The sequence below is a fragment of the Pseudomonas sp. NPDC087639 genome (assembly GCF_044743385.1).
GTDB lineage: Bacteria > Pseudomonadota > Gammaproteobacteria > Pseudomonadales > Pseudomonadaceae > Aquipseudomonas.
On the sequence record NZ_JBIUWI010000042.1, the window covers coordinates 13,217 to 30,995 of the forward strand.

The 17,779-nt window shown below is 60.5% G+C and carries 20 protein-coding genes and 1 riboswitch; of the genes, 5 read left to right on the forward strand and 15 right to left on the reverse strand.

What is annotated here, in order from left to right:
* Nucleotides 1-7 precede the first annotated feature (7 nt).
* The gene (locus tag ACIOVB_RS17775; protein ID WP_401269877.1) at nt 8-331 is read right to left on the reverse strand and encodes a sel1 repeat family protein; all 324 of its coding nucleotides are present in this window, start codon (nt 329-331) and stop codon (nt 8-10) included.
* A 964-nt stretch (nt 332-1,295) separates the two neighbouring features.
* Between ACIOVB_RS17775 and ACIOVB_RS17780 the strand changes: the two genes are divergently transcribed.
* The 3 genes from ACIOVB_RS17780 (at nt 1,296) to ACIOVB_RS17790 (ending at nt 3,696) form a co-directional block, all read left to right on the forward strand.
* Nucleotides 1,296-1,520, forward strand: coding sequence for a hypothetical protein (locus tag ACIOVB_RS17780; RefSeq protein WP_003223079.1), 225 nt, complete (start codon nt 1,296-1,298; stop codon nt 1,518-1,520).
* A 275-nt stretch (nt 1,521-1,795) separates the two neighbouring features.
* Entirely contained in the window at nt 1,796-2,278 is a 483-nt protein-coding gene (locus tag ACIOVB_RS17785; protein WP_401269879.1) for a hypothetical protein, read from the forward strand.
* A gap of 146 nt (nt 2,279-2,424) precedes the next feature.
* Complete coding sequence (locus ACIOVB_RS17790) at nt 2,425-3,696, forward strand: OmpP1/FadL family transporter (protein ID WP_187677470.1); 1,272 nt, start codon at nt 2,425-2,427, stop codon at nt 3,694-3,696.
* Between the two features lie 81 nt (nt 3,697-3,777).
* Here the strand turns inward: ACIOVB_RS17790 and ACIOVB_RS17795 are convergent, their stop codons facing one another.
* The 14 genes from ACIOVB_RS17795 to cobO all read right to left on the reverse strand — a co-directional run bounded on the left by ACIOVB_RS17795 (nt 3,778) and on the right by cobO (nt 15,312).
* Nucleotides 3,778-4,338, reverse strand: a complete 561-nt coding sequence (locus ACIOVB_RS17795) for a glutathione peroxidase (RefSeq protein ID WP_187677469.1) — start codon at nt 4,336-4,338, stop codon at nt 3,778-3,780.
* A gap of 54 nt (nt 4,339-4,392) precedes the next feature.
* The gene (locus tag ACIOVB_RS17800) at nt 4,393-4,515 is read right to left on the reverse strand and encodes a hypothetical protein (protein WP_401269881.1); all 123 of its coding nucleotides are present in this window, start codon (nt 4,513-4,515) and stop codon (nt 4,393-4,395) included.
* Nucleotides 4,512-5,714: an MFS transporter gene (locus ACIOVB_RS17805; RefSeq protein WP_401269883.1), complete on the reverse strand. Its 1,203-nt coding sequence runs from the start codon at nt 5,712-5,714 to the stop codon at nt 4,512-4,514. Before ACIOVB_RS17805 ends, ACIOVB_RS17800 begins: the two co-directional genes overlap by 4 nt.
* 52 nt (nt 5,715-5,766) lie before the next feature.
* A complete protein-coding gene (locus ACIOVB_RS17810) occupies nt 5,767-6,171 on the reverse strand; it encodes a MarR family winged helix-turn-helix transcriptional regulator (RefSeq protein WP_187677467.1) in 405 nt (134 codons plus the stop codon).
* Between the two features lie 118 nt (nt 6,172-6,289).
* Complete coding sequence (locus ACIOVB_RS17815) at nt 6,290-7,021, reverse strand: adenosylcobinamide-GDP ribazoletransferase (RefSeq protein ID WP_401269886.1); 732 nt, start codon at nt 7,019-7,021, stop codon at nt 6,290-6,292.
* 1 nt (nt 7,022) lies between these two features.
* A complete protein-coding gene (gene cobC / locus ACIOVB_RS17820) occupies nt 7,023-7,598 on the reverse strand; it encodes an alpha-ribazole phosphatase family protein (RefSeq protein ID WP_187677465.1) in 576 nt (191 codons plus the stop codon).
* On the reverse strand, nt 7,595-8,650 hold the full coding sequence (gene cobT / locus ACIOVB_RS17825; protein ID WP_401269889.1) for a nicotinate-nucleotide--dimethylbenzimidazole phosphoribosyltransferase: 1,056 nt from the start codon (nt 8,648-8,650) through the stop codon (nt 7,595-7,597). The genes cobC and cobT overlap by 4 nt, the downstream gene beginning before the upstream one ends.
* A complete protein-coding gene (gene cobU / locus ACIOVB_RS17830; RefSeq protein WP_401269891.1) occupies nt 8,647-9,168 on the reverse strand; it encodes a bifunctional adenosylcobinamide kinase/adenosylcobinamide-phosphate guanylyltransferase in 522 nt (173 codons plus the stop codon). Before cobU ends, cobT begins: the two co-directional genes overlap by 4 nt.
* A 150-nt stretch (nt 9,169-9,318) precedes the next feature.
* Entirely contained in the window at nt 9,319-10,770 is a 1,452-nt protein-coding gene (locus ACIOVB_RS17835) for a cobyric acid synthase (protein WP_401269893.1), read from the reverse strand.
* Nucleotides 10,767-11,759: a threonine-phosphate decarboxylase CobD gene (cobD, locus tag ACIOVB_RS17840; RefSeq protein ID WP_401269894.1), complete on the reverse strand. Its 993-nt coding sequence runs from the start codon at nt 11,757-11,759 to the stop codon at nt 10,767-10,769. Before cobD ends, ACIOVB_RS17835 begins: the two co-directional genes overlap by 4 nt.
* A complete protein-coding gene (cbiB, locus tag ACIOVB_RS17845; protein WP_401269896.1) occupies nt 11,752-12,660 on the reverse strand; it encodes an adenosylcobinamide-phosphate synthase CbiB in 909 nt (302 codons plus the stop codon). Before cbiB ends, cobD begins: the two co-directional genes overlap by 8 nt.
* A complete protein-coding gene (bluB, locus tag ACIOVB_RS17850; protein ID WP_401269898.1) occupies nt 12,657-13,307 on the reverse strand; it encodes a 5,6-dimethylbenzimidazole synthase in 651 nt (216 codons plus the stop codon). Before bluB ends, cbiB begins: the two co-directional genes overlap by 4 nt.
* The gene (locus tag ACIOVB_RS17855; protein WP_401269901.1) at nt 13,304-14,704 is read right to left on the reverse strand and encodes a cobyrinate a,c-diamide synthase; all 1,401 of its coding nucleotides are present in this window, start codon (nt 14,702-14,704) and stop codon (nt 13,304-13,306) included. Before ACIOVB_RS17855 ends, bluB begins: the two co-directional genes overlap by 4 nt.
* Nucleotides 14,701-15,312, reverse strand: a complete 612-nt coding sequence (cobO, locus tag ACIOVB_RS17860) for a cob(I)yrinic acid a,c-diamide adenosyltransferase (RefSeq protein ID WP_401269904.1) — start codon at nt 15,310-15,312, stop codon at nt 14,701-14,703. The genes ACIOVB_RS17855 and cobO overlap by 4 nt, the downstream gene beginning before the upstream one ends.
* Before the next feature lie 80 nt (nt 15,313-15,392).
* A riboswitch (cobalamin riboswitch) is annotated at nt 15,393-15,619 on the reverse strand.
* A gap of 153 nt (nt 15,620-15,772) precedes the next feature.
* Between cobO and ACIOVB_RS17865 the strand changes: the two genes are divergently transcribed.
* Both ACIOVB_RS17865 and ACIOVB_RS17870 read left to right on the forward strand, forming a co-directional pair.
* Entirely contained in the window at nt 15,773-16,357 is a 585-nt protein-coding gene (locus ACIOVB_RS17865; protein ID WP_401269907.1) for a hypothetical protein, read from the forward strand.
* A gap of 68 nt (nt 16,358-16,425) precedes the next feature.
* Complete coding sequence (locus ACIOVB_RS17870) at nt 16,426-17,739, forward strand: PQQ-dependent sugar dehydrogenase (RefSeq protein ID WP_401269910.1); 1,314 nt, start codon at nt 16,426-16,428, stop codon at nt 17,737-17,739.
* Nucleotides 17,740-17,779: the final 40 nt, after the last annotated feature.

Here is a 17,779-nt window from a genome sequence, read left to right on the forward strand (position 1 = left end):
GGACAGCTCAGTCTTCGATGAGGCCAAGTTCCTGTTGCGCACGGTGATCGCCGGCGCGGGCGGCCTGGCGTAACAGATCCTGACCGATGCGGCGATCCCGGGCATTGCCACACTCGCGGCACATCAACAGGCCGAGACGGCTTTGCGCAGCGACCACGCCTTCGCGCGCCGGTTGCTTGAGCAAGCGGCCGGCCAGGTGTTTGGCGTTATGGCTGTCGCTCAGGCGCGGGCTGTCGAGCAGCCACTCGGCAACGCGCACGGAAAATCGCTTAGGGGAGGTAACACGGGGAGGTTCTGGGGTAACAGAGTCTGATACTGAGCGAAACTTCATAAAGCACTGTGGGACAGATCGGAAGGCGCGCCACTCTACTCTCTTTTTCTTACAGGTAAAGTCGAAAAATAACCCGGCACGCCCGTCCTAGAGCAAGCGCTCGGGACAATCCACAGAAGCTGTGGATAACTCAGTGGACAACCGCCCTCCAACCGTCGCAAAGCCTTGTGGAATGGGGCTCGCAGTCAAACTGACGATTTTTTCACCAACAAAAAAAAGCGATGTTTTTCATTGACTTAAACTTTCGTTACAGGCAGCCACCGGAGTCAGGATTGATGTGACAGCGCCGTTACAGCGCGCGCAACTAATGTGCACAAGTACCTGTTACCCGGTTATATCGATGCGCTTTTTCGGGTCGTTTTGGCAGTAATCCTGGGGATAAGCCGCTCTGTCGCGTGGTTTTACAAAAAATCCCTCACCGACCAACGGTCGAGATGTGAGCCAGTTCGGGGCAGTCCAGCGTCTCGCAAGGCAGATCTGTCCCCCGCCTGCAATATTTTTCACCGCAGAGTTTGCTTTACCCATTTCGATCCGTTAGTATCCGCAGCGTTAGTACCAAGCTGAAAGTCAATTCCGGTCGAACACATCCCCACGGTCAATCTTCTTCACGGAAGCCTTCACCGAAAAAAGCGGGAACGACCCCTCGATGGTTTCCAGGTAAATCTTGCGACGACACCGCCTTTGAATGAATGCAAAGGGTGTTGCGAAGGCTACTTACTCTGACCGAACCAACCTGCAAATTGATCAGGATCTTCACCCCGGGCCCAGAACCTTTGCCCTTGATGTGTTGCCTGCCCTCCTAAGTACCTACCTGCCAGCCCAAGCGCGCCAAATTATCAGCGCTTCAAACTGGCTGCTTTGTTCCAGTCGGGTTCTTTGTTCGACCAATGGTGGTCGACATTACTGGAACGTTTTAACGTTGCACGGTTCTTATCCGTGTCATTTGTAGGAACACCTAATAACTATGTCTACTCAAATCCATACTCAGGATGCCATTCGCACCCTAACCAATGCTTTTGCTCCAATGAACTGCCTGATCATGGCCGCTCGCAAAGGCTGCTTCAGCTTCACCGTAGTCAATGAACACGGGATCGCCCGCCACAGCGAGCGTCTGTACCCCGATCAATACTCCAGCGCCGAACCGCTGCAGGCCGTGATCGACCGTACCCGTCAGGCATTGATTGCCTGAGAGCCGCAAAGGCTGCAAAAGCAAAAGCCTCGCTTAAAACGCGGGGCTTTTTATTGCCTGATGTTTCACTTTTTACTCTTGGCGCATAAGCACCATCGGATATAAGGGTTATAACTCGCAGCCGGAAATATTTTAAAAACAGGCCTTTACGTCGCGAATATGACACTACACTTCAACTCAAGCGGCGTGATCCGCTTCCGGCGAGCCTGAGTCGATCCACCGCTGCCAAGGCCCCCTTCAGGTTTCGCCGCCCAATAACAAGATCCGAGGGATTTATGGGTATCGCTGCCAGCGAACTGTGTCGCTATGTGATCCGTCCTACGCTGATTTATCTGGGACGCCACTGCGCAACCGCCGAATCCCTTTTGCTGGGCATTGCCGCCAGCCAGTCCGCCCTCGGATCAGCCCTCCATGACCGCCGTGGCCACGGCCTCTACCGCATCGCCGAGCATCGTCATCAGGCACTCTGGGATGATTACCTCGCGCTCGATCCGGAGCGTGCCAGCCTGGTTCGCGGGCTCGCCAGTCAACATGCCTTTCTAAGCGGCCCGCACCTGGAACTGACCGTCAATCTACGTTACGCCACAGCCATCGCCTGGCTATTGGTAGAAGAACAAAACCCCACCCTCCCCGAACCGAACGATCTGCTCGGCATGGCGCGCATCTGGCGTCAGACCTTCCAGCCTCAGGGTCGTCTGCGTGACTTCACGTACGCCTGGCAAACTTGTGTTTCACCGCTGAATCAGGTCGCTTGCTGACCGAGCAGTTTCACAAGATCGCTCAACCGGTCGTGATTTTGGTCTGATTGTCCTACAAAACCGCTCTAACTCAAGGCATACAGACTATAGCGCTGAGGCGAAAATGTTGGTAATTTTCGCCCCGGTGATCACCAGGAGTTCTAATAATGAAAAAAGTCATGCTCAAAACCACCCTTAGCCTTGCCGTTACCCTTGCCTCCACTCAAATTTTCGCGGCCGGCTTTGCCCTCAACGAACAAAGCATCAGTGGGATGGGGACTGGTTTTGCCGGGCGATCTTCTTCTGCAGACGACGCAAGTACTGTTTATGGCAACCCCGCCGGCATGTCGCGCATCAAGCGCGAACAAGTTACCGGCGGTGTAGCCGTTGTCGATGCTCATACCGATATCAGCAATGCCAGCTCCAGCCCCAACGGCGGCAGCAACAAAGGCGACATGGTGCCCTTCACAGCTGTACCTATGGGCTTCTACGTCAAACCGATTGATGATCATTGGGCATTCGGCCTCGGCGTTTATGTGCCGTTCGGCCTGATCACTGATTATGAAAACGGCTTTGCCGGCCGTTACTTCGGCAGCAAGTCCGAAGTACAAGTCATCACCTTCCAGCCAACCGTCAGCTACGCCTTCAACGACAAGGTGTCTATCGGTTTCGGCCCGACCATCAACCGCATCGACGGTTCGTTGGAATCCAACCTGTCGATCACTCAGGCAGCGCCAGACGGCAAGGTCAAGATCAAGGGTGACGACACCGCACTGGGCTACAACGTTGGCTTGCTGGTACAAGCCACCGACTCTACCCGCGTGGGTCTGACGTACCACTCGAAAGTCGACTACAAGCTCGAAGGCAACACCAAGGTCAACTACGGTGTACTGGCCTTGGCCGGTCTGAACCCGAGCCAGAAGTACGATGCTTCGTTGAAGATCACCACACCTGAGTCCGTCGACCTCTCGGTCACCCAGGCGATCAACGACCGCTGGAACGTTTATGCCGGTACTACCTTCACCCGCTGGAGCCAACTGGAGAAGATCACCGTCAAGAACTCCGGCGTACAGCCGGCGCTGGCCGGCCAGTTCGGCGAGATCAACGAAGACCAGAACTGGCATGACAGCTGGGCCTATGCAATCGGTACTTCGTATCAGTTGAACAAGGAATGGGTACTGCGTACCGGTCTGACCTTCGACCAGTCGCCAACCAACAACGTCGACCGTTCGCCACGCATCCCTACCGGCGACCGGACCATCTTCAGCATCGGCGCTGGCTGGAGCCCGACCGAAGACCTGACCATCGACGTCGCTTACTCGTACCTGAAGGAAGAGTCGGTCAACATTCGCAACGAAAACGATCGTGGCCAGACTTACAACTCCAAGTATGAAAACTCGGCAAACGGTTTCGGTGTCGGCGCTACTTACCGCTTCTGATGCTGTTGGGCGAGGCTGATCCCTCGCCCACTAAAAAGCCCCGCTCTCTTTGCAGAGGCGGGGCTTTTTCATGGGTGCCGATCAGGGTTTCAGTGGTTTTGAAGCGATAGCCTTCTCAATCGCCGCAATAAATTCCGGATCATCGGGCTTGGTCAGGCTGGAGAAATTGGCGATCACTTTACCCTGACGATCGACCACGTACTTATAGAAATTCCACTTCGGCGCACTACTCTGCGCAGCGAGCACCTGGAACAGATGCGTGGCGTCATCACCGCGTACTTTTTGCGGCTCGGTCATGGCGAACGTCACGCCGTAGTTGGCGTAGCAGACCTTGGCGGTCTCGGCGCTGTCCTTGGACTCTTGTTTGAAGTCGTTCGACGGTACGCCGAGCATTTCCAGCCCCTGCGCCTTATAGCGCTGATTGAGCGCCTCAAGGCCTTCGAACTGTGGCGCAAAACCACAGAAGCTGGCGGTATTGATCACCACCAGCGGTTTATCGGCATAGCGTTGACACAGATCGATGGATTCCTTGGCGCGCAATTTGGGCAGCGAGCCTTGCAACAATTCCGGACAGTCAGCGGCCTGAGCCAGGCCAGTCAACGCCATCAGCAACGCGGGAACAGCACACCAGCGCATCAGCATGTCGGGCATCCTTGAGAAGTCTTCAAACCATGAAGTTACTCGCCGGGCTTCTTTCTAGCAAATACTCATGCCCAACTGCATCAAGGCCAGACCACCCTGATGCCAGCCCCACCACACCAGCGCCAGCAGGGCGGTGCCGAGTGCAATAAAGGCAATGCGTGGCCAGAGTCGGCTCATACGGCGCTCGCTTGCAGGCGCTCGACCGGACGCTCGCGCACCGGCCAATTCAACGCAGCCGCCAGCAGGCTCAGAAGCACCGCCACTTGCCAGATCAAGTCATAACTCCCGGTACGGTCATACACCACTCCGCCCAGCCAGCCGCCGAGGAACGAACCGAGCTGATGGAACAGGAACACGATGCCACCGAGCATGGACAGGTTTCGCACGCCAAACAAGGTCGCCACCGTACCGTTGGTCAACGGCACCGTCGACAGCCACAAGAACCCCATGGCCATGCCGAACAGATAGGCCGTTGTCGTCGTCACCGGCAGCCACAGGAACAACACGATCACCACTGCCCGCAACAAATACAGCGCCGTCAGCAAGCGCGGCTTGGACATGCGCCCACCCAGCCATCCGGCCGTGTAGGTGCCGAAGATGTTGAACAGGCCGATCAGCGCCAGCACCGTGGTGCCGACTGTGGCCGGCAGGTGTTGATCGACCAGATACGCCGGCAGATGCACACCGATAAAAACGACCTGAAATCCACAGACAAAAAAGCCCAACGCCAACAGCCAGAACCCGGAATGCGAACAGGCTTCGCGCAGGGCCTCGGATAATGTTTGCTCATGGCCGAGCACCGGCAGCGGTTTGTCCTTGAGCATGCTCACCAGCGGCACGATCATCGCCACCAACAGGCCCAACACCAGCAGCGCCGCGGACCATCCGAGCCAGCCAATCAGCCCCAACGTACCCGGCAACATCGCGAACTGGCCGAAAGAACCCGCAGCGCTGGCAATGCCCATGCCCATGCTGCGTTTCTCCGGTGGCACGGCGCGACCGACCACGCCGAGGATCACCGAGAACGAGGTGCCGGACAAACCGATACCGATCAGCAAACCGGCGCTCAGCGAGAGAGTCACCGCCGAGTCGGACAAGCCCATGCACACCAGGCCCAAGGCGTAGAGCACACCGCCGACCAATACCACTTTCGCCGCACCGAAACGGTCGGCCAGCGCACCAGTGAACGGCTGGGCCAGGCCCCAGATCAGGTTCTGCAAGGCGATGGCGAAGGCGAACACTTCACGCCCCCAGCCGAACTGCGCGCTCATCGGCGACAGAAACAGACCGAAACCGTGCCGCACGCCCAATGACAACGCCAGGATCAGCGCACTCCCCAGCAACACCCAACCGCACGTACGCCACATCGATGTCATTGTTATTCTCCAGTCGCGGGTATATACCCGCTTGAATCCGAAAAAACCGGCGCTATGCCAGTTCGTCCAGCAGTCTGAGCAAGGTCTCACGCTTCTCGGCACCCAAGCGGTCGATCAACCGCTGCTGCGCCGCTTCCCACGCCGGCAAAGCTGCCGCCAGGCGCTGCACACCGGTATCGGTGAGCTTGACGATGCGGTTGCGCATGTCTTCGCCCTCAGCCAGCGCCACCAGCCCTTCGCCTTCGAGCACGCGCAGATTGCGCCCGAGGGTGCTGCGATCCAGGCCCATGGCTTCGGCCAGTTCAGAAATGCTCGGTTGATCCAGACGTTGCAGATTGCACAGCAAAGAATACTGGGCAACGTTGATCCCGAAGCCATCGAGAGCGCCGTCGTAATGCCTGCTGACGCCACGAGCGGCGCGACGCAGGTTGGTGCATAAACACTGAGAAGGAAGCATGGTGCGTGTATATACCCGCGACTGTGTTAAATCAAGTTACACATGAGTTTATCCATAACATTTGTAGCGCCCGAAAAATCGCTATCGCGAGCAGGCCGGCATGACTGATAGAAATCTTTCAAACCAAAACCAATCCAACCAACACCGCCATCTCCAGCAATTCCAGCAAAGCCCCCGCCGTATCCCCGGTCGTCCCGCCCAACCGCCGCACCATCACGTGCCGCAACCAGACAAACACACCGACAGCGACCAGCAGCGCAACAATTGCCTTGAGCCCGGCGATGATCACACAAGCCAAGGCGCTGATCCCCAGCACCCACCACCCCGCCCTGCGCGGCAGATGATCGGCCAATGCCTGCCCCAACCCACCCGCACGCACATACGGCGTGGTCAGAAATAACCCCAGCAGCGCCGCCCGCCCGAGCAACGGCACGATGATCAGCGCCACCGCCTGCTGCTGGTCAATCAACGCCAACAATGCGGCGAACTTGAGCAACAACACCAACACCAGCGTCACCACCGCAATCGGCCCACTGCGCGGATCTTTCATGATCGTCAGCGTGCGCTCACGATCACCAAACCCGCCGAGCCAGGCATCGGCGCTGTCGGCCAGACCATCAAGGTGCAACGCGCCGCTGAGCAACACCCACACCGTCAACAGCAACGCTGCGTGTAGCAGCAATGGCGCACCGGCCAACACCAAGTTCAGCGCCCACAGAATCACGCCGAACAGCAGCCCCACCAACGGATAGAACAGCAGTGATCGCCCAAGCTGTTCCGGCTCCGGCATTCCGGGCAATCGAATCGGCAAACTGCTGAGAAATTGCAGGGCGATCCACAGCGGCAACATGTCAGTGACCTTCCTTGAGCGAACCATCAACGGCGACCGTGAGTGAAAACAACGCGCCGTGACCCACCTCGACATTGAGCAATTGCTCACGCGGCAAACCCCGAGCCTGCGCCAGCAACAGGCGCATCACACCGCCATGACTGATCAACAGCACCCGTTCACCCGCATACGCCGCGTTTAGCCGCGCAACCGCTGCCAACACTCGCGCAGAAAAGTCGCTGACCGGCTCACCCTGCGGTGGCGTGAACGAATACGGATCAGCCCAGAACAGCCCCAACGCCTCGGCATCCGTGTCCATCAACGCGGCGGCGCTCTGCCCTTCCCAAGCGCCGAAGTGCAGCTCTTGCAGATCTTTGTCCAGTTGCACCGGCAGATTCAGTTGCTCGCCAAGCTCAGCGGCGAACCGCGCGCAACGCTGCAACGGCGAACTGACCAGTCGATCCCAAGGCCCGCCCGCAATCACGGCTTCGCGCATCTGCGCCCAGCCCTTTTCAGTGAGCGCATCGTCGAGACTGCCGCGCAAACCACCGCCCAGTTCAGTCTCGCCGTGGCGTAGCAGATCCAGATGCAAGGTCATGCCGGACGATCCGCCACAGCGGCTTCGGCGAACGTTGCCATCTGCCCGTGCAGATCACAGGCCAGACGCAACAACGGCACCGCCAACGCCGCACCGCTGCCCTCACCCAGGCGCAGGCCGAGTTCCAGCAACGGTTCGGCGTTCAGCGCCTCCAGCACATGACGGTGGCCCGGCTCGGCACCGCGATGGCCGAACAGCAGCCACTCGCGGCAAGCCGGATTCAAGCGCACCGCCACCAACGCGGCGACTGTGCAGATAAAGCCGTCGACCAGCACCGCAATACCTTCCTGCGCACACGCCAGATAGGCGCCGACCAACGCAGCAACCTCGAAACCGCCGAGGTTGAACAAAGTCTGCAAGGCATCGCCACGCTGAGCTGTGTGCAAGGCTAATGCGCGCTCGATCACTTGCGCCTTATGGCTGACGCCCTCGGCATTCAACCCGGTGCCGGGGCCGGTCAGGTGCGCGACAGGGCAGTCGAGCAAGGCACAGGCCAGCGCACTGGCCGCAGTGGTATTACCGATGCCCATTTCTCCGCCGATGAACAACTGCGCGCCTGCGGCTTTGGCTCGCAACACACTGTCGCGACCGGCCTGCAATGCAAGTTCACCTTGGGCCTGCGTCATTGCCGAACCCTGCGCAAAGTTCGCAGTGCCCGGGCCGATGTTCAGGTGGCGCACGCCCGGCAGGTTCAGCGACGGCGTCACCGTGCCCAGATCCACCACTTCCAGCTGTGCATTGAGCTGTCGCGCCAACACGCTGATCGCCGCGCCGCCGCTGACGAAGTTGAGCAGCATTTGCCCGGTGACTTCCTGCGGATACGCCGATACGCCTTCGGCGACCACGCCATGATCACCGGCAAAAATCGCAATCCAGACCTGCTCAAGCGTCGGTTTCACCTGCCCTTGCAGACCGGCCAGTTGCACCGCCACCGACTCAAGCCGCCCCAGCGAACCGGCCGGCTTGGTCAGTTGCTGTTGCCGCGCTGCCGCTTGCTCGACGATATCGGCATGCACCGGTTTGCAGGGGTTCAGCCACCAGGTTTGGGTCATAACGCAGATCCTTTCAGAGTCAGGGGCAGGCCGGCGACGGTCAGGACAACACGCTGACAGCGCTCAGCCAAAGCTTGATGCAGCCAACCGGCTTCATCGACGTAGCGGCGAGTCAATTCGCCCAGCGGCACGACACCCATTCCGGTCTCGTTGCTGACAAAAATGATTTCGCCCGGCAGTGTCGCCAGGCAGTCGAGCAAGGCGTCGCGTTCGGCGGCGAGACGCTCGGCGTCATCGAGCATCAGCAGGTTGGTCAGCCACAGGGTCAGGCAATCGACCAGCAAGCATTGCGTGACGCTGGCGTTTTCGCGCAGGACACGGGCCAGTTCGAGCGGTTCTTCGATGAGTGCCCATTCGGCAGGACGACGGGCGCGGTGATGGGCGACGCGGTCGTTCATCTCGCCGTCCAGCGGTTGGCTGGTGGCGATGTAGGTCACGGCCAGCGCACTGTCAGTGGCGAGTTTTTCGGCCAGACGACTTTTGCCGGAGCGGGCGCCGCCGAGGATCAGTTGGAGCATGGGGACATCCTGAAAGTTATGTGGTGAGGCAACTGGCGCTATCGCGAGCAGGCTCACTCCTACAAAGGATCTCGAGCAGCCTTGAATTTTGTGTAAGGCCCAAAACCCTGTGGGAGTGAGCCTGCTCGCGATGAGGCCAGCACAGGCAACTCAAATCCCACAGAGCTGACGCAACAGATCAGTATCGAGATGCTTCTCCACCAGATCCGCCAGGCGCTCGATATCACGCTCGCGCAACCCGTGGTAATCCACCTCCTGCACATCGCTCAACCCGGCCCAGCGCAGCAACGCCGCACTGGCCGCCGGCGACTCGAACAGGCCATGCAGATAGGTGCCGAACACTTGCCCGTCAACACTCTGCGCACCGTCGCAACGACCATCATCGAGCTGCACCGCTGCATTCTCCAGCGCCGGCCCGGTGGTTACACCGGCATGAATCTCATAGCCACTGACCTCGGCATCTTCCAGTGTCAGACGCCCGCGCACATTGCGCAGTTGCTTCTCGGCTTCCAGCGTAGTTTCGAACGCGAGCAAACCGAGCCCGGCGCTGGAACCCGGCGCGCCTTCCAGACCGAGCGGATCGTGCACCTGCTCGCCGAGCATTTGCAGACCGCCGCAAATCCCCAGCACTTTGCCGCCGTAACGCAAATGGCGACTGATCGCTGTTTCCCAGCCATTGGCGCGCAGATAGGCCAGATCACTGCGCACGCTTTTCGAGCCCGGCAGGATGATCAGGTCAGCCGGCGGAATCGCTTGCCCCGGGCCGACAAACTGCAGATCCACTTGTGGGTGCAGACGCAGCGGATCGAAATCGGTGTGGTTGCTGATGCGCGGCAGCACCGGCACCACCACTTTCAACACCTGCTCGGCCTTGTCGGTCTGGCGCTGATCGATGCCGTCCTCGGCCTCAAGATGCAGATCCATCACATAAGGGAGCACGCCGACCACCGGTTTGCCGGTGCGCTGTTCCAGCCAGTCGAGGCCCGGCTGCAGCAAGGCAATGTCGCCGCGAAAACGGTTGATGATGAAGCCTTTGACCCGTGCCTGTTCGCTCGGCGAGAGCAGTTCCAGCGTGCCCACCAGATGAGCGAAAACGCCGCCACGATTGATGTCGGCGATCAGCAGCACCGGGCAATCGACTGCTTCGGCAAAGCCCATGTTGGCGATATCGCCGGCACGCAGATTGATCTCCGCCGGCGAGCCGGCGCCCTCGACCATCACCAGCGGATACGCGGCGCTGAGTCGCTCGTGGGAGGCCAGCACCGCTTTCATCGCGATGGCTTTGTAGTCGTGATAGGCAACGGCGTTCATGCTGGTGACGGCGCGGCCATGGATGATCACTTGCGCGCCGGTATCGCTATTGGGTTTTAGCAGCACCGGGTTCATGTCGGTGTGCGGCTCAAGGTTCGCGGCTTGCGCCTGCACCGCTTGCGCGCGGCCGATCTCGCCACCGTCGGCGGTCACCGCGCTGTTGAGCGCCATGTTCTGCGGCTTGAATGGCACCACGGCCACGCCCTGCCGGGTCGCCCAGCGGCACAGCGCCGTCACCAGTGTGCTTTTACCGGCGTCGGACGTGGTGCCTTGCACCATCAGCGTTGTCATTGGATTTCCTTGGCGAACGCTTGCAGCGCTTGTTCGAGACGGGATTCTTCAGCGGCGTTGGCGGGCAAGCCGAAACGCACACTGCTGTTGTGGGGGAAGATGCGCAGGAGAATCCCCCGTCGGGCCATGAATTCGTGCAGCGCTTGCGCGTGCTCGGTGATCAGCCACTGAAACAGCGCGCAACCACCCTGCGGTTTGAAACCGTAGCGTTCCAGCAACAGCGCCAGCCGTTCGCTGGCCTCATCGCTGCGAATCCGCTGGCGTGTGTGGCCTTCGGTGTCTTGCAGACAGGCTTGGCCCAGCACCCGCGTCGGCCCGCTGACGGCCCACGGCCCGACCTGTTCGGCGAGCAGCTTGAGCAACTTGCGCTCGGCCAGTACAAAACCCAGTCGCACCCCGGCCAGACCGAAGAACTTGCCGAACGAGCGCAACACAATCAGACCGATCTGATGGGTGTGCGCAGCCAGACTCAGCTGCGGAGTGTTGTCCATGAACGCTTCATCAACCACCAGCCAACCGCCGCGCGGGGCCAGTCGTGCATGCCAGTCGAGCAGGCGCGCCGGGGTCAAGCTCAGGCCGGTCGGGTTGTTCGGATTGACCACCACCAGCACGTCGAGGCTGTCGAGAAAAAACTCGACTTCCTGCTCCAGAACTTCGCGCACGATGTAGCCGCTGCGGCGCCAGGCTTCGGCGTGCTCGGCATAACACGGCGACAGCACACCGACCTTGCCGGCCCGACGCAAACGCGGCAGCAACTGGATCGCCATCTGCGAACCGGCCACCGGCAGCACTTGCGATGCGCCGTAGTAATCGCACGCCGCCTGCTCCAGACCGTCATCGGTTTCCGGCAAGCGTGCCCAGGCGCGCAGCGGGATTTCCGGGATCGCAAACGGCCACGGCGCCAGACCGCTGGACAGATCGAGCCAGTCGGCCTCGGCGATACCGTAATCGAGTGCAGCCTTGCGCAGCCGGCCACCGTGCTCAAGCATAGAATTCAGCCCCCACGCAGAGAATCAGCAGCCACAACCATACGCCGCGCTGAACCAATTGCCAGCCACGATCAATAGAGTCGGCATCGGCCTGAACGCCTTCGCCCAGTTGCGGACGCTCATGCAATACGCCGTGGTAAATCGCCGGGCCACCCAGTTCCACACCGAGCGCACCGGCACCGGCCGCCATCACCGGGCCGGCATTGGGGCTGTCCCATTTCGGCGCCTGCGTGCGCCAGCACTTCAAGGCCAGTCGGGTTTTGCCCAGCACTGCGTAGGTCAAAGCCACAAGGCGTGCGGGAATATAGTTGAGGACGTCGTCGATCTTTGCCGCGCACCAGCCGAAACGCTCGAAGCGTTCGTTGCGATAGCCCCACATCGCGTCGAGGGTGTTGCTCAAACGGTAGAGGACGACGCCCGGCGCGCCCGCCACGGCAAACCAGAACAACGCGGCGAACACCGCGTCGCTGCCGTTTTCCAGCACCGATTCGGTGGCGGCACGAGCGACGGCGGTGCTGTCGAGTTCGCTGGTCTGGCGACTGACCAGATAGCCGACACGCTTACGCGCCTCGTCCAGATCATCAGCGCGCAACGCCTTGGCCACTGGCTCGACGTGCTCGCCGAGGCTGCGCATGCCGAGGGCGCAATACAGCGCGAGAATCTCGACGATCCAGCCCACGTACGGCGCCCAGGAAAACGCGGTGGCGAGCAACGTCAGCGGCAGCACCGCGATCACCCACGCGGTGACGCCATGACTGCGCCAGCCACGGCCACCGGCGTTGAAACGTTGCTCGATGCGCCCGGCAAAATTGCCGAACGCCACCAGCGGATGCCAGCGTTTCGGTTCACCCAGCAGCGCATCCAGCGCCACTGCGGCGACACTCAACAACGCCACACTCATTGACTCACTCCCCAATAATTTTCATACAGCAACTCATTGAGCGGACGCGCCTGCGCCCACCCTTCGAGTACCAGCATCGGCGCCGGATAGAATTCCTTGACCGGGCCAAGACAAAGAACGGCCAACGGCTTGGCCCCCGCCGGTAGCTTCAACAGATCAGCCAGCGCTTGCGGCTCGAACAGCGAGACCCAGCCCATGCCCAGTCCTTCGGCGCGCGATGCCAGCCAAAGATTCTGGATCGCACAGGACAGCGACGCCATGTCCATTTCCGGCAGCGTGCGGCGACCGAAGATGTGTTTTTCTCGATCGTCCATCAGCGCGGCGACCAGCACTTCCGCGCAATCATTGATGCCTTCGACCTTGAGTGTCATGAACTCATCGCTGCGCTCGCCGAGGGCTTCGGCGGTGCGGATGCGCTCTTCTTCCACCAGATTCTGGATCTGCCCGCGCAGGGTGCGGTCGCTGATGCGGATGAATCGCCAAGGCTGCATCAGGCCGACGCTTGGCGCCTGGTGCGCGGCTTCGAGCAAGCGGCTCAGCAGTTCGGGCGCGACGGTGCCACCGGTGAAGTGGCGCATGTCGCGGCGTTCGGCGATGGCTTTGTAGACCGCTGCGCGTTCGGCTTCGGAAAATGCGTTGTCTGTCATGGCCCTTTCGCGAGCAGGCTCGCTCCTACAGGGGATCGCATTTCTTCAGTCACCACCGTTTCAACTGTGGGAGCGAGCCTGCTCGCGAAGGCGACTTCGGAGTCAGCCGCAAACAGCGCAGCGATAGCCACAGGATTCGACGGGAAATAAAAGTGCACATACGAAGCCGTCATCCGCCCTTCCCGATAAACCGCCTCTGCCCCGCGCCCGCCATTCGGGCTCAGGCCCCGGGCTATCGGTGTCAATTCAGTGGTCGTCAGGGAATGGTGATAAGTGTGGCCGCGCAGCGAACCTTCTGGCAGATCCACCGCTTGCAGCGCCAGAGCGGCCAGACGCTTTTGCATCACCGCATCACCCGCCAGAAGTCCGACCAGCTCAGCACGAGTGCCTTCAACGTCGGTCAACGAATCGAGCAGATACAGCATGCCGCCACACTCGGCGAGCAACGGCTTGCCCGCCGCATGGTGTGCACGGATCGCGTCGAGCATCGCGGTGTTCTGCGCCAGCGCCACATGATGCAATTCCGGGTAACCGCCGGGCAGGTAAAGGCTGTCCGCCTCAGGTAATTGCGTGTCGCGAATCGGCGAGAAGAAACTCAACTCAGCGCCCATCGCTCGCAGCAGATCGAGGCTCGCACCATAGGTGAAGGCAAAGGCTTCATCGCGGGCGATGGCAATTCGTACACCTTTCAATAACGGCTCTGCAGTGATGACCTCAGGCGCGGCAAATTCCACGGCCGGTGGCAGCGCTACCTCGCAACTGCTGGCAAGCGCTTCGGCAGCAGCGTCCAGGCGCATATCGAGGTCATTGAGTTCACTGGCCTGAACCAGGCCGAGGTGACGGCTCGGCAATTCGATGCCAGTCTCGCGGGACAACGCGCCGTACCAGCGCAAACCTTCGGTAAGACTGCCTTCCAACAACTGCGCATGCCGCAATGTGCCGACACGGTTAGCCAAAACTCCAGCGAACGGCAAGTCCGGCTGATACTTCGCCAAGCCCAGCGCCAACGCACCAAAGGTCTGCGCCATGGCCGTACCGTCGATCACGCCGAGCACCGGCACGCCGAAATGCCGCGCCAGATCCGCGCTCGACGGCGTGCCGTCGAACAGGCCCATCACGCCTTCAATCAGAATCAGATCAGCTTCAGCGGCGGCTTCCCACAACAGGCGACGGCTCTCCTGCTCGCCAACCATCCACATGTCCAGTTGATACACCGGCGCACCGCTGGCGCGCTCGAGAATCATCGGATCGAGAAAGTCCGGCCCGCACTTGAACACGCGCACCTTGCGCCCCTGATTGCGATGCAAACGGGCCAGCGCGGCGGTGACGGTGGTCTTGCCCTGACCGGAGGCCGGCGCGGCGATCAGTACCGCCGGGCAGTGACGTGGTTGATTCAAAGTTCGACGCCTTTTTGCGCTTTGATGCCAGCCTGAAAAGCGTGTTTGAGCATGCCCATTTCGGTGACGGTGTCGCCCATCTCGATCATTTCCGGCTTGGCGCCGCGACCGGTGACGATCACATGCTGCATCGGCGGACGCGCCTGCAAGTCGCTGAGCACCTGATCAAGATCGAGGTAGCCGTGCTTGAGGGCAATGTTCAATTCATCCAGCACCACCAGACCGATCGACGGAGCGCGCAGCAGTTCACGGGACACTTCCCACGCGGCTTCGGCGGCGGCGATGTCGCGCTGACGATCCTGGGTTTCCCAAGTGAAGCCCTCGCCCATGACGTGGAAACGCACTTGCTCGGGGAAGCGGCGAAAGAACAACTCTTCGCCCGTGCTGTGGCGTCCCTTGATGAACTGCACCACGCCGCACTGCATGCCGTGGCCCATGGCGCGGGCGAGCATGCCGAACGCCGAACTGCTTTTGCCTTTGCCGTTGCCGGTCAGGACCAGCACCAGGCCGCACTCGTCAGGCGAGTTGGCGATGCGTTCATCGATCACGGCTTTTTTGCGCTGCATACGCGCCAGATGGCGTTCGTCACGCTCGGGGGAATCAGTCATGGGGGAGCTCTCCGTTGAGGCTGGATAACGGCGGGCAGGCACAAGAATAGACGGCAAAAAGCCTGGCATCGCCCACCGTGATGCCGCTGGATGGATCAGGCCGGTCTCCGGGCTCATGAGCGGCGTTCGCCGGACTGCGCGCCTTCCCGCTGTTGAGCAGTGGCACAAGACGCAGTTTTCACTCATTTACCGTTGCGGGGGCAGCGCCGGGATCGTGGTCGTACTTGCTCTGAAGACAACCCTCACCGGCTTCCCTGTTTCACTCTGTCGACGCAAGCCACAGAGCACCTGAAACAAGCCGCGAAGGTTAGAGGGTTGGGGGTGGAGCGTCAATTAAAGAGGGGGCCAACGGGCGAATAACTGCCGCCGATCAATTATCTGACGCCAATCTTGTGCCACAGTCTCAAGAGTGATATCAAAGAGCCACAATCTCACATCACACAAGAATAAGGTGAGCCACATGCAAGGCATGATCATCAGCAACCCGCGCCTGGAATTTCTGCGTCCGGTGCTGGAACGCTGGTTTGACTGTATCGACCGTTACAACGCCGTGCGCGGCGACAGCGACACGCCCTACTGGCATGACGAAAAAGCCAATCTAGGGCTGCTCTCGGCGGCAGCCTGGATGGCCGAACTGGTTACGCTTGAACAGACGGCCACGCGCAAGCAGAACGAAGAAGGCGAACGCAATGCCCGCGCCGATCTGTTCCTCGCTGGCAGCGAAGACCGCGCTTACATTCAGGCCACGCAACGCTGGCCTCGGGTCAACAACCTCAACCTGACCCAAGCCCTGCTGGAAATCACCAGCGACGCCAAACGCATCAGCTTCGCCAGCGACCTCAAGCTCGGCTGCCTGTTTGTTGCGCCGCAAAAAGCCCAGCACAGCGCCAGCCCCGAAGAACTGCAGGACATGGTCGACGACCTACAGAAGGAACACACCTGCGCCGTCGCCTGGTATTTCCCCTATGCCTACCGCAAGTTGCGCAGTGAAGCCGGCAACTATCACCCGGGCATCGCCGTGCTGTTCAAAGAGGCCCGCGGTTGAGCAGTTGAACCATCGGGCTTGCGCGCTTCTCTATGATTAGGTCAATGCATTCATAGGGAAGATCAGTAATGCGCAAGTCCCAGCTCGCTCTCGTCATCGCTCTCGCCGGAGGGCTCGCCGCCTGTGGTGAATCCTCCAGCCTGCAAGTCACCGACGGCACCGGCCCGTCACCGAAACTGCCTGAGCCGAATAAAACCCTGATCCCGACGGTGAATATCGCCCCGGCGATCGGCTGGCCCGAGGGCGCAAAACCGACTGCCGCGTCAGGCACACAAGTGGCTGCGTTTGCCGAAGGCCTCGATCATCCGCGCTGGCTCTACGTGCTGCCCAATGGCGACGTGTTGGTGGCAGAAACCAACGCCCCGCCAAAACCCGACGACAGCAAAGGCATCCGTGGCTGGGTGATGAAGCAAGTCATGGGCAAGGCCGGAGCCGGCGTACCAAGCCCGAATCGCATTACGTTGCTGCGTGACGCCGACCACGACGGCGTAGCTGAAACCCGCACGGTGTTTCTGCAAAACCTCAACTCGCCGTTCGGCATGACCCTGGTTGGCAATGATCTGTATGTCGCCGACACCGATCGTTTGCTGCGCTTCAACTACGAAGCCGGTGCGACCGAGATCAAGACACAGCCGATCAAGGTGACGGATCTGCCCGGTGGCACGCTGAATCACCACTGGACGAAAAACGTTATCGCCAGCAAGGACGGCAGCAAGCTGTACGTCACCGTCGGCTCGAACAGCAACGTCGGCGAAAACGGCATGGATCAGGAAGAAGGTCGCGCGGCGATCTGGGAAGTGGACCGGGCGACCGGCAATCACCGGATCTTTGCCTCAGGCATCCGCAACCCTAACGGCCTGGCGTGGGAGCCCACCAGTGGCGCGCTGTGGACAGCCGTCAACGAACGTGACGAGATCGGCAGCGATCTGGTGCCGGACTACATTACCTCGGTCAAGGATGGCGGCTTCTATGGTTGGCCATTCAGCTATTACGGCCAGCACGTCGATGTGCGGGTGGAGCCGCAGAATCCTGACCTGGTCGCCAAAGCCATCGCTCCGGACTACGCCGTCGGCCCCCACACCGCTTCGTTGGGCCTGACGTTCGCCGGGGGCAACACCCTGCCGGCGCAGTTCAAGGAAGGCGCGTTCATCGGCCAGCATGGTTCGTGGAACCGTAAACCGCACAGCGGCTATAAAGTGATTTTCGTGCCGTTTGCGGCAGGCAAGCCAACGGGCCAACCGGTGGATGTGCTGACCGGTTTCCTCGACAAGGACGAGAACGCACTGGGTCGCCCGGTAGGCGTGGTGATCGACCAGCAAGGTGGCTTGCTGGTGGCGGATGATGTGGGGAACAAGGTTTGGCGCGTTTCTTCTACCAAATAATTTGACCTGCCCCAAAACAACTGTAGGAGTGAGCCTGCTC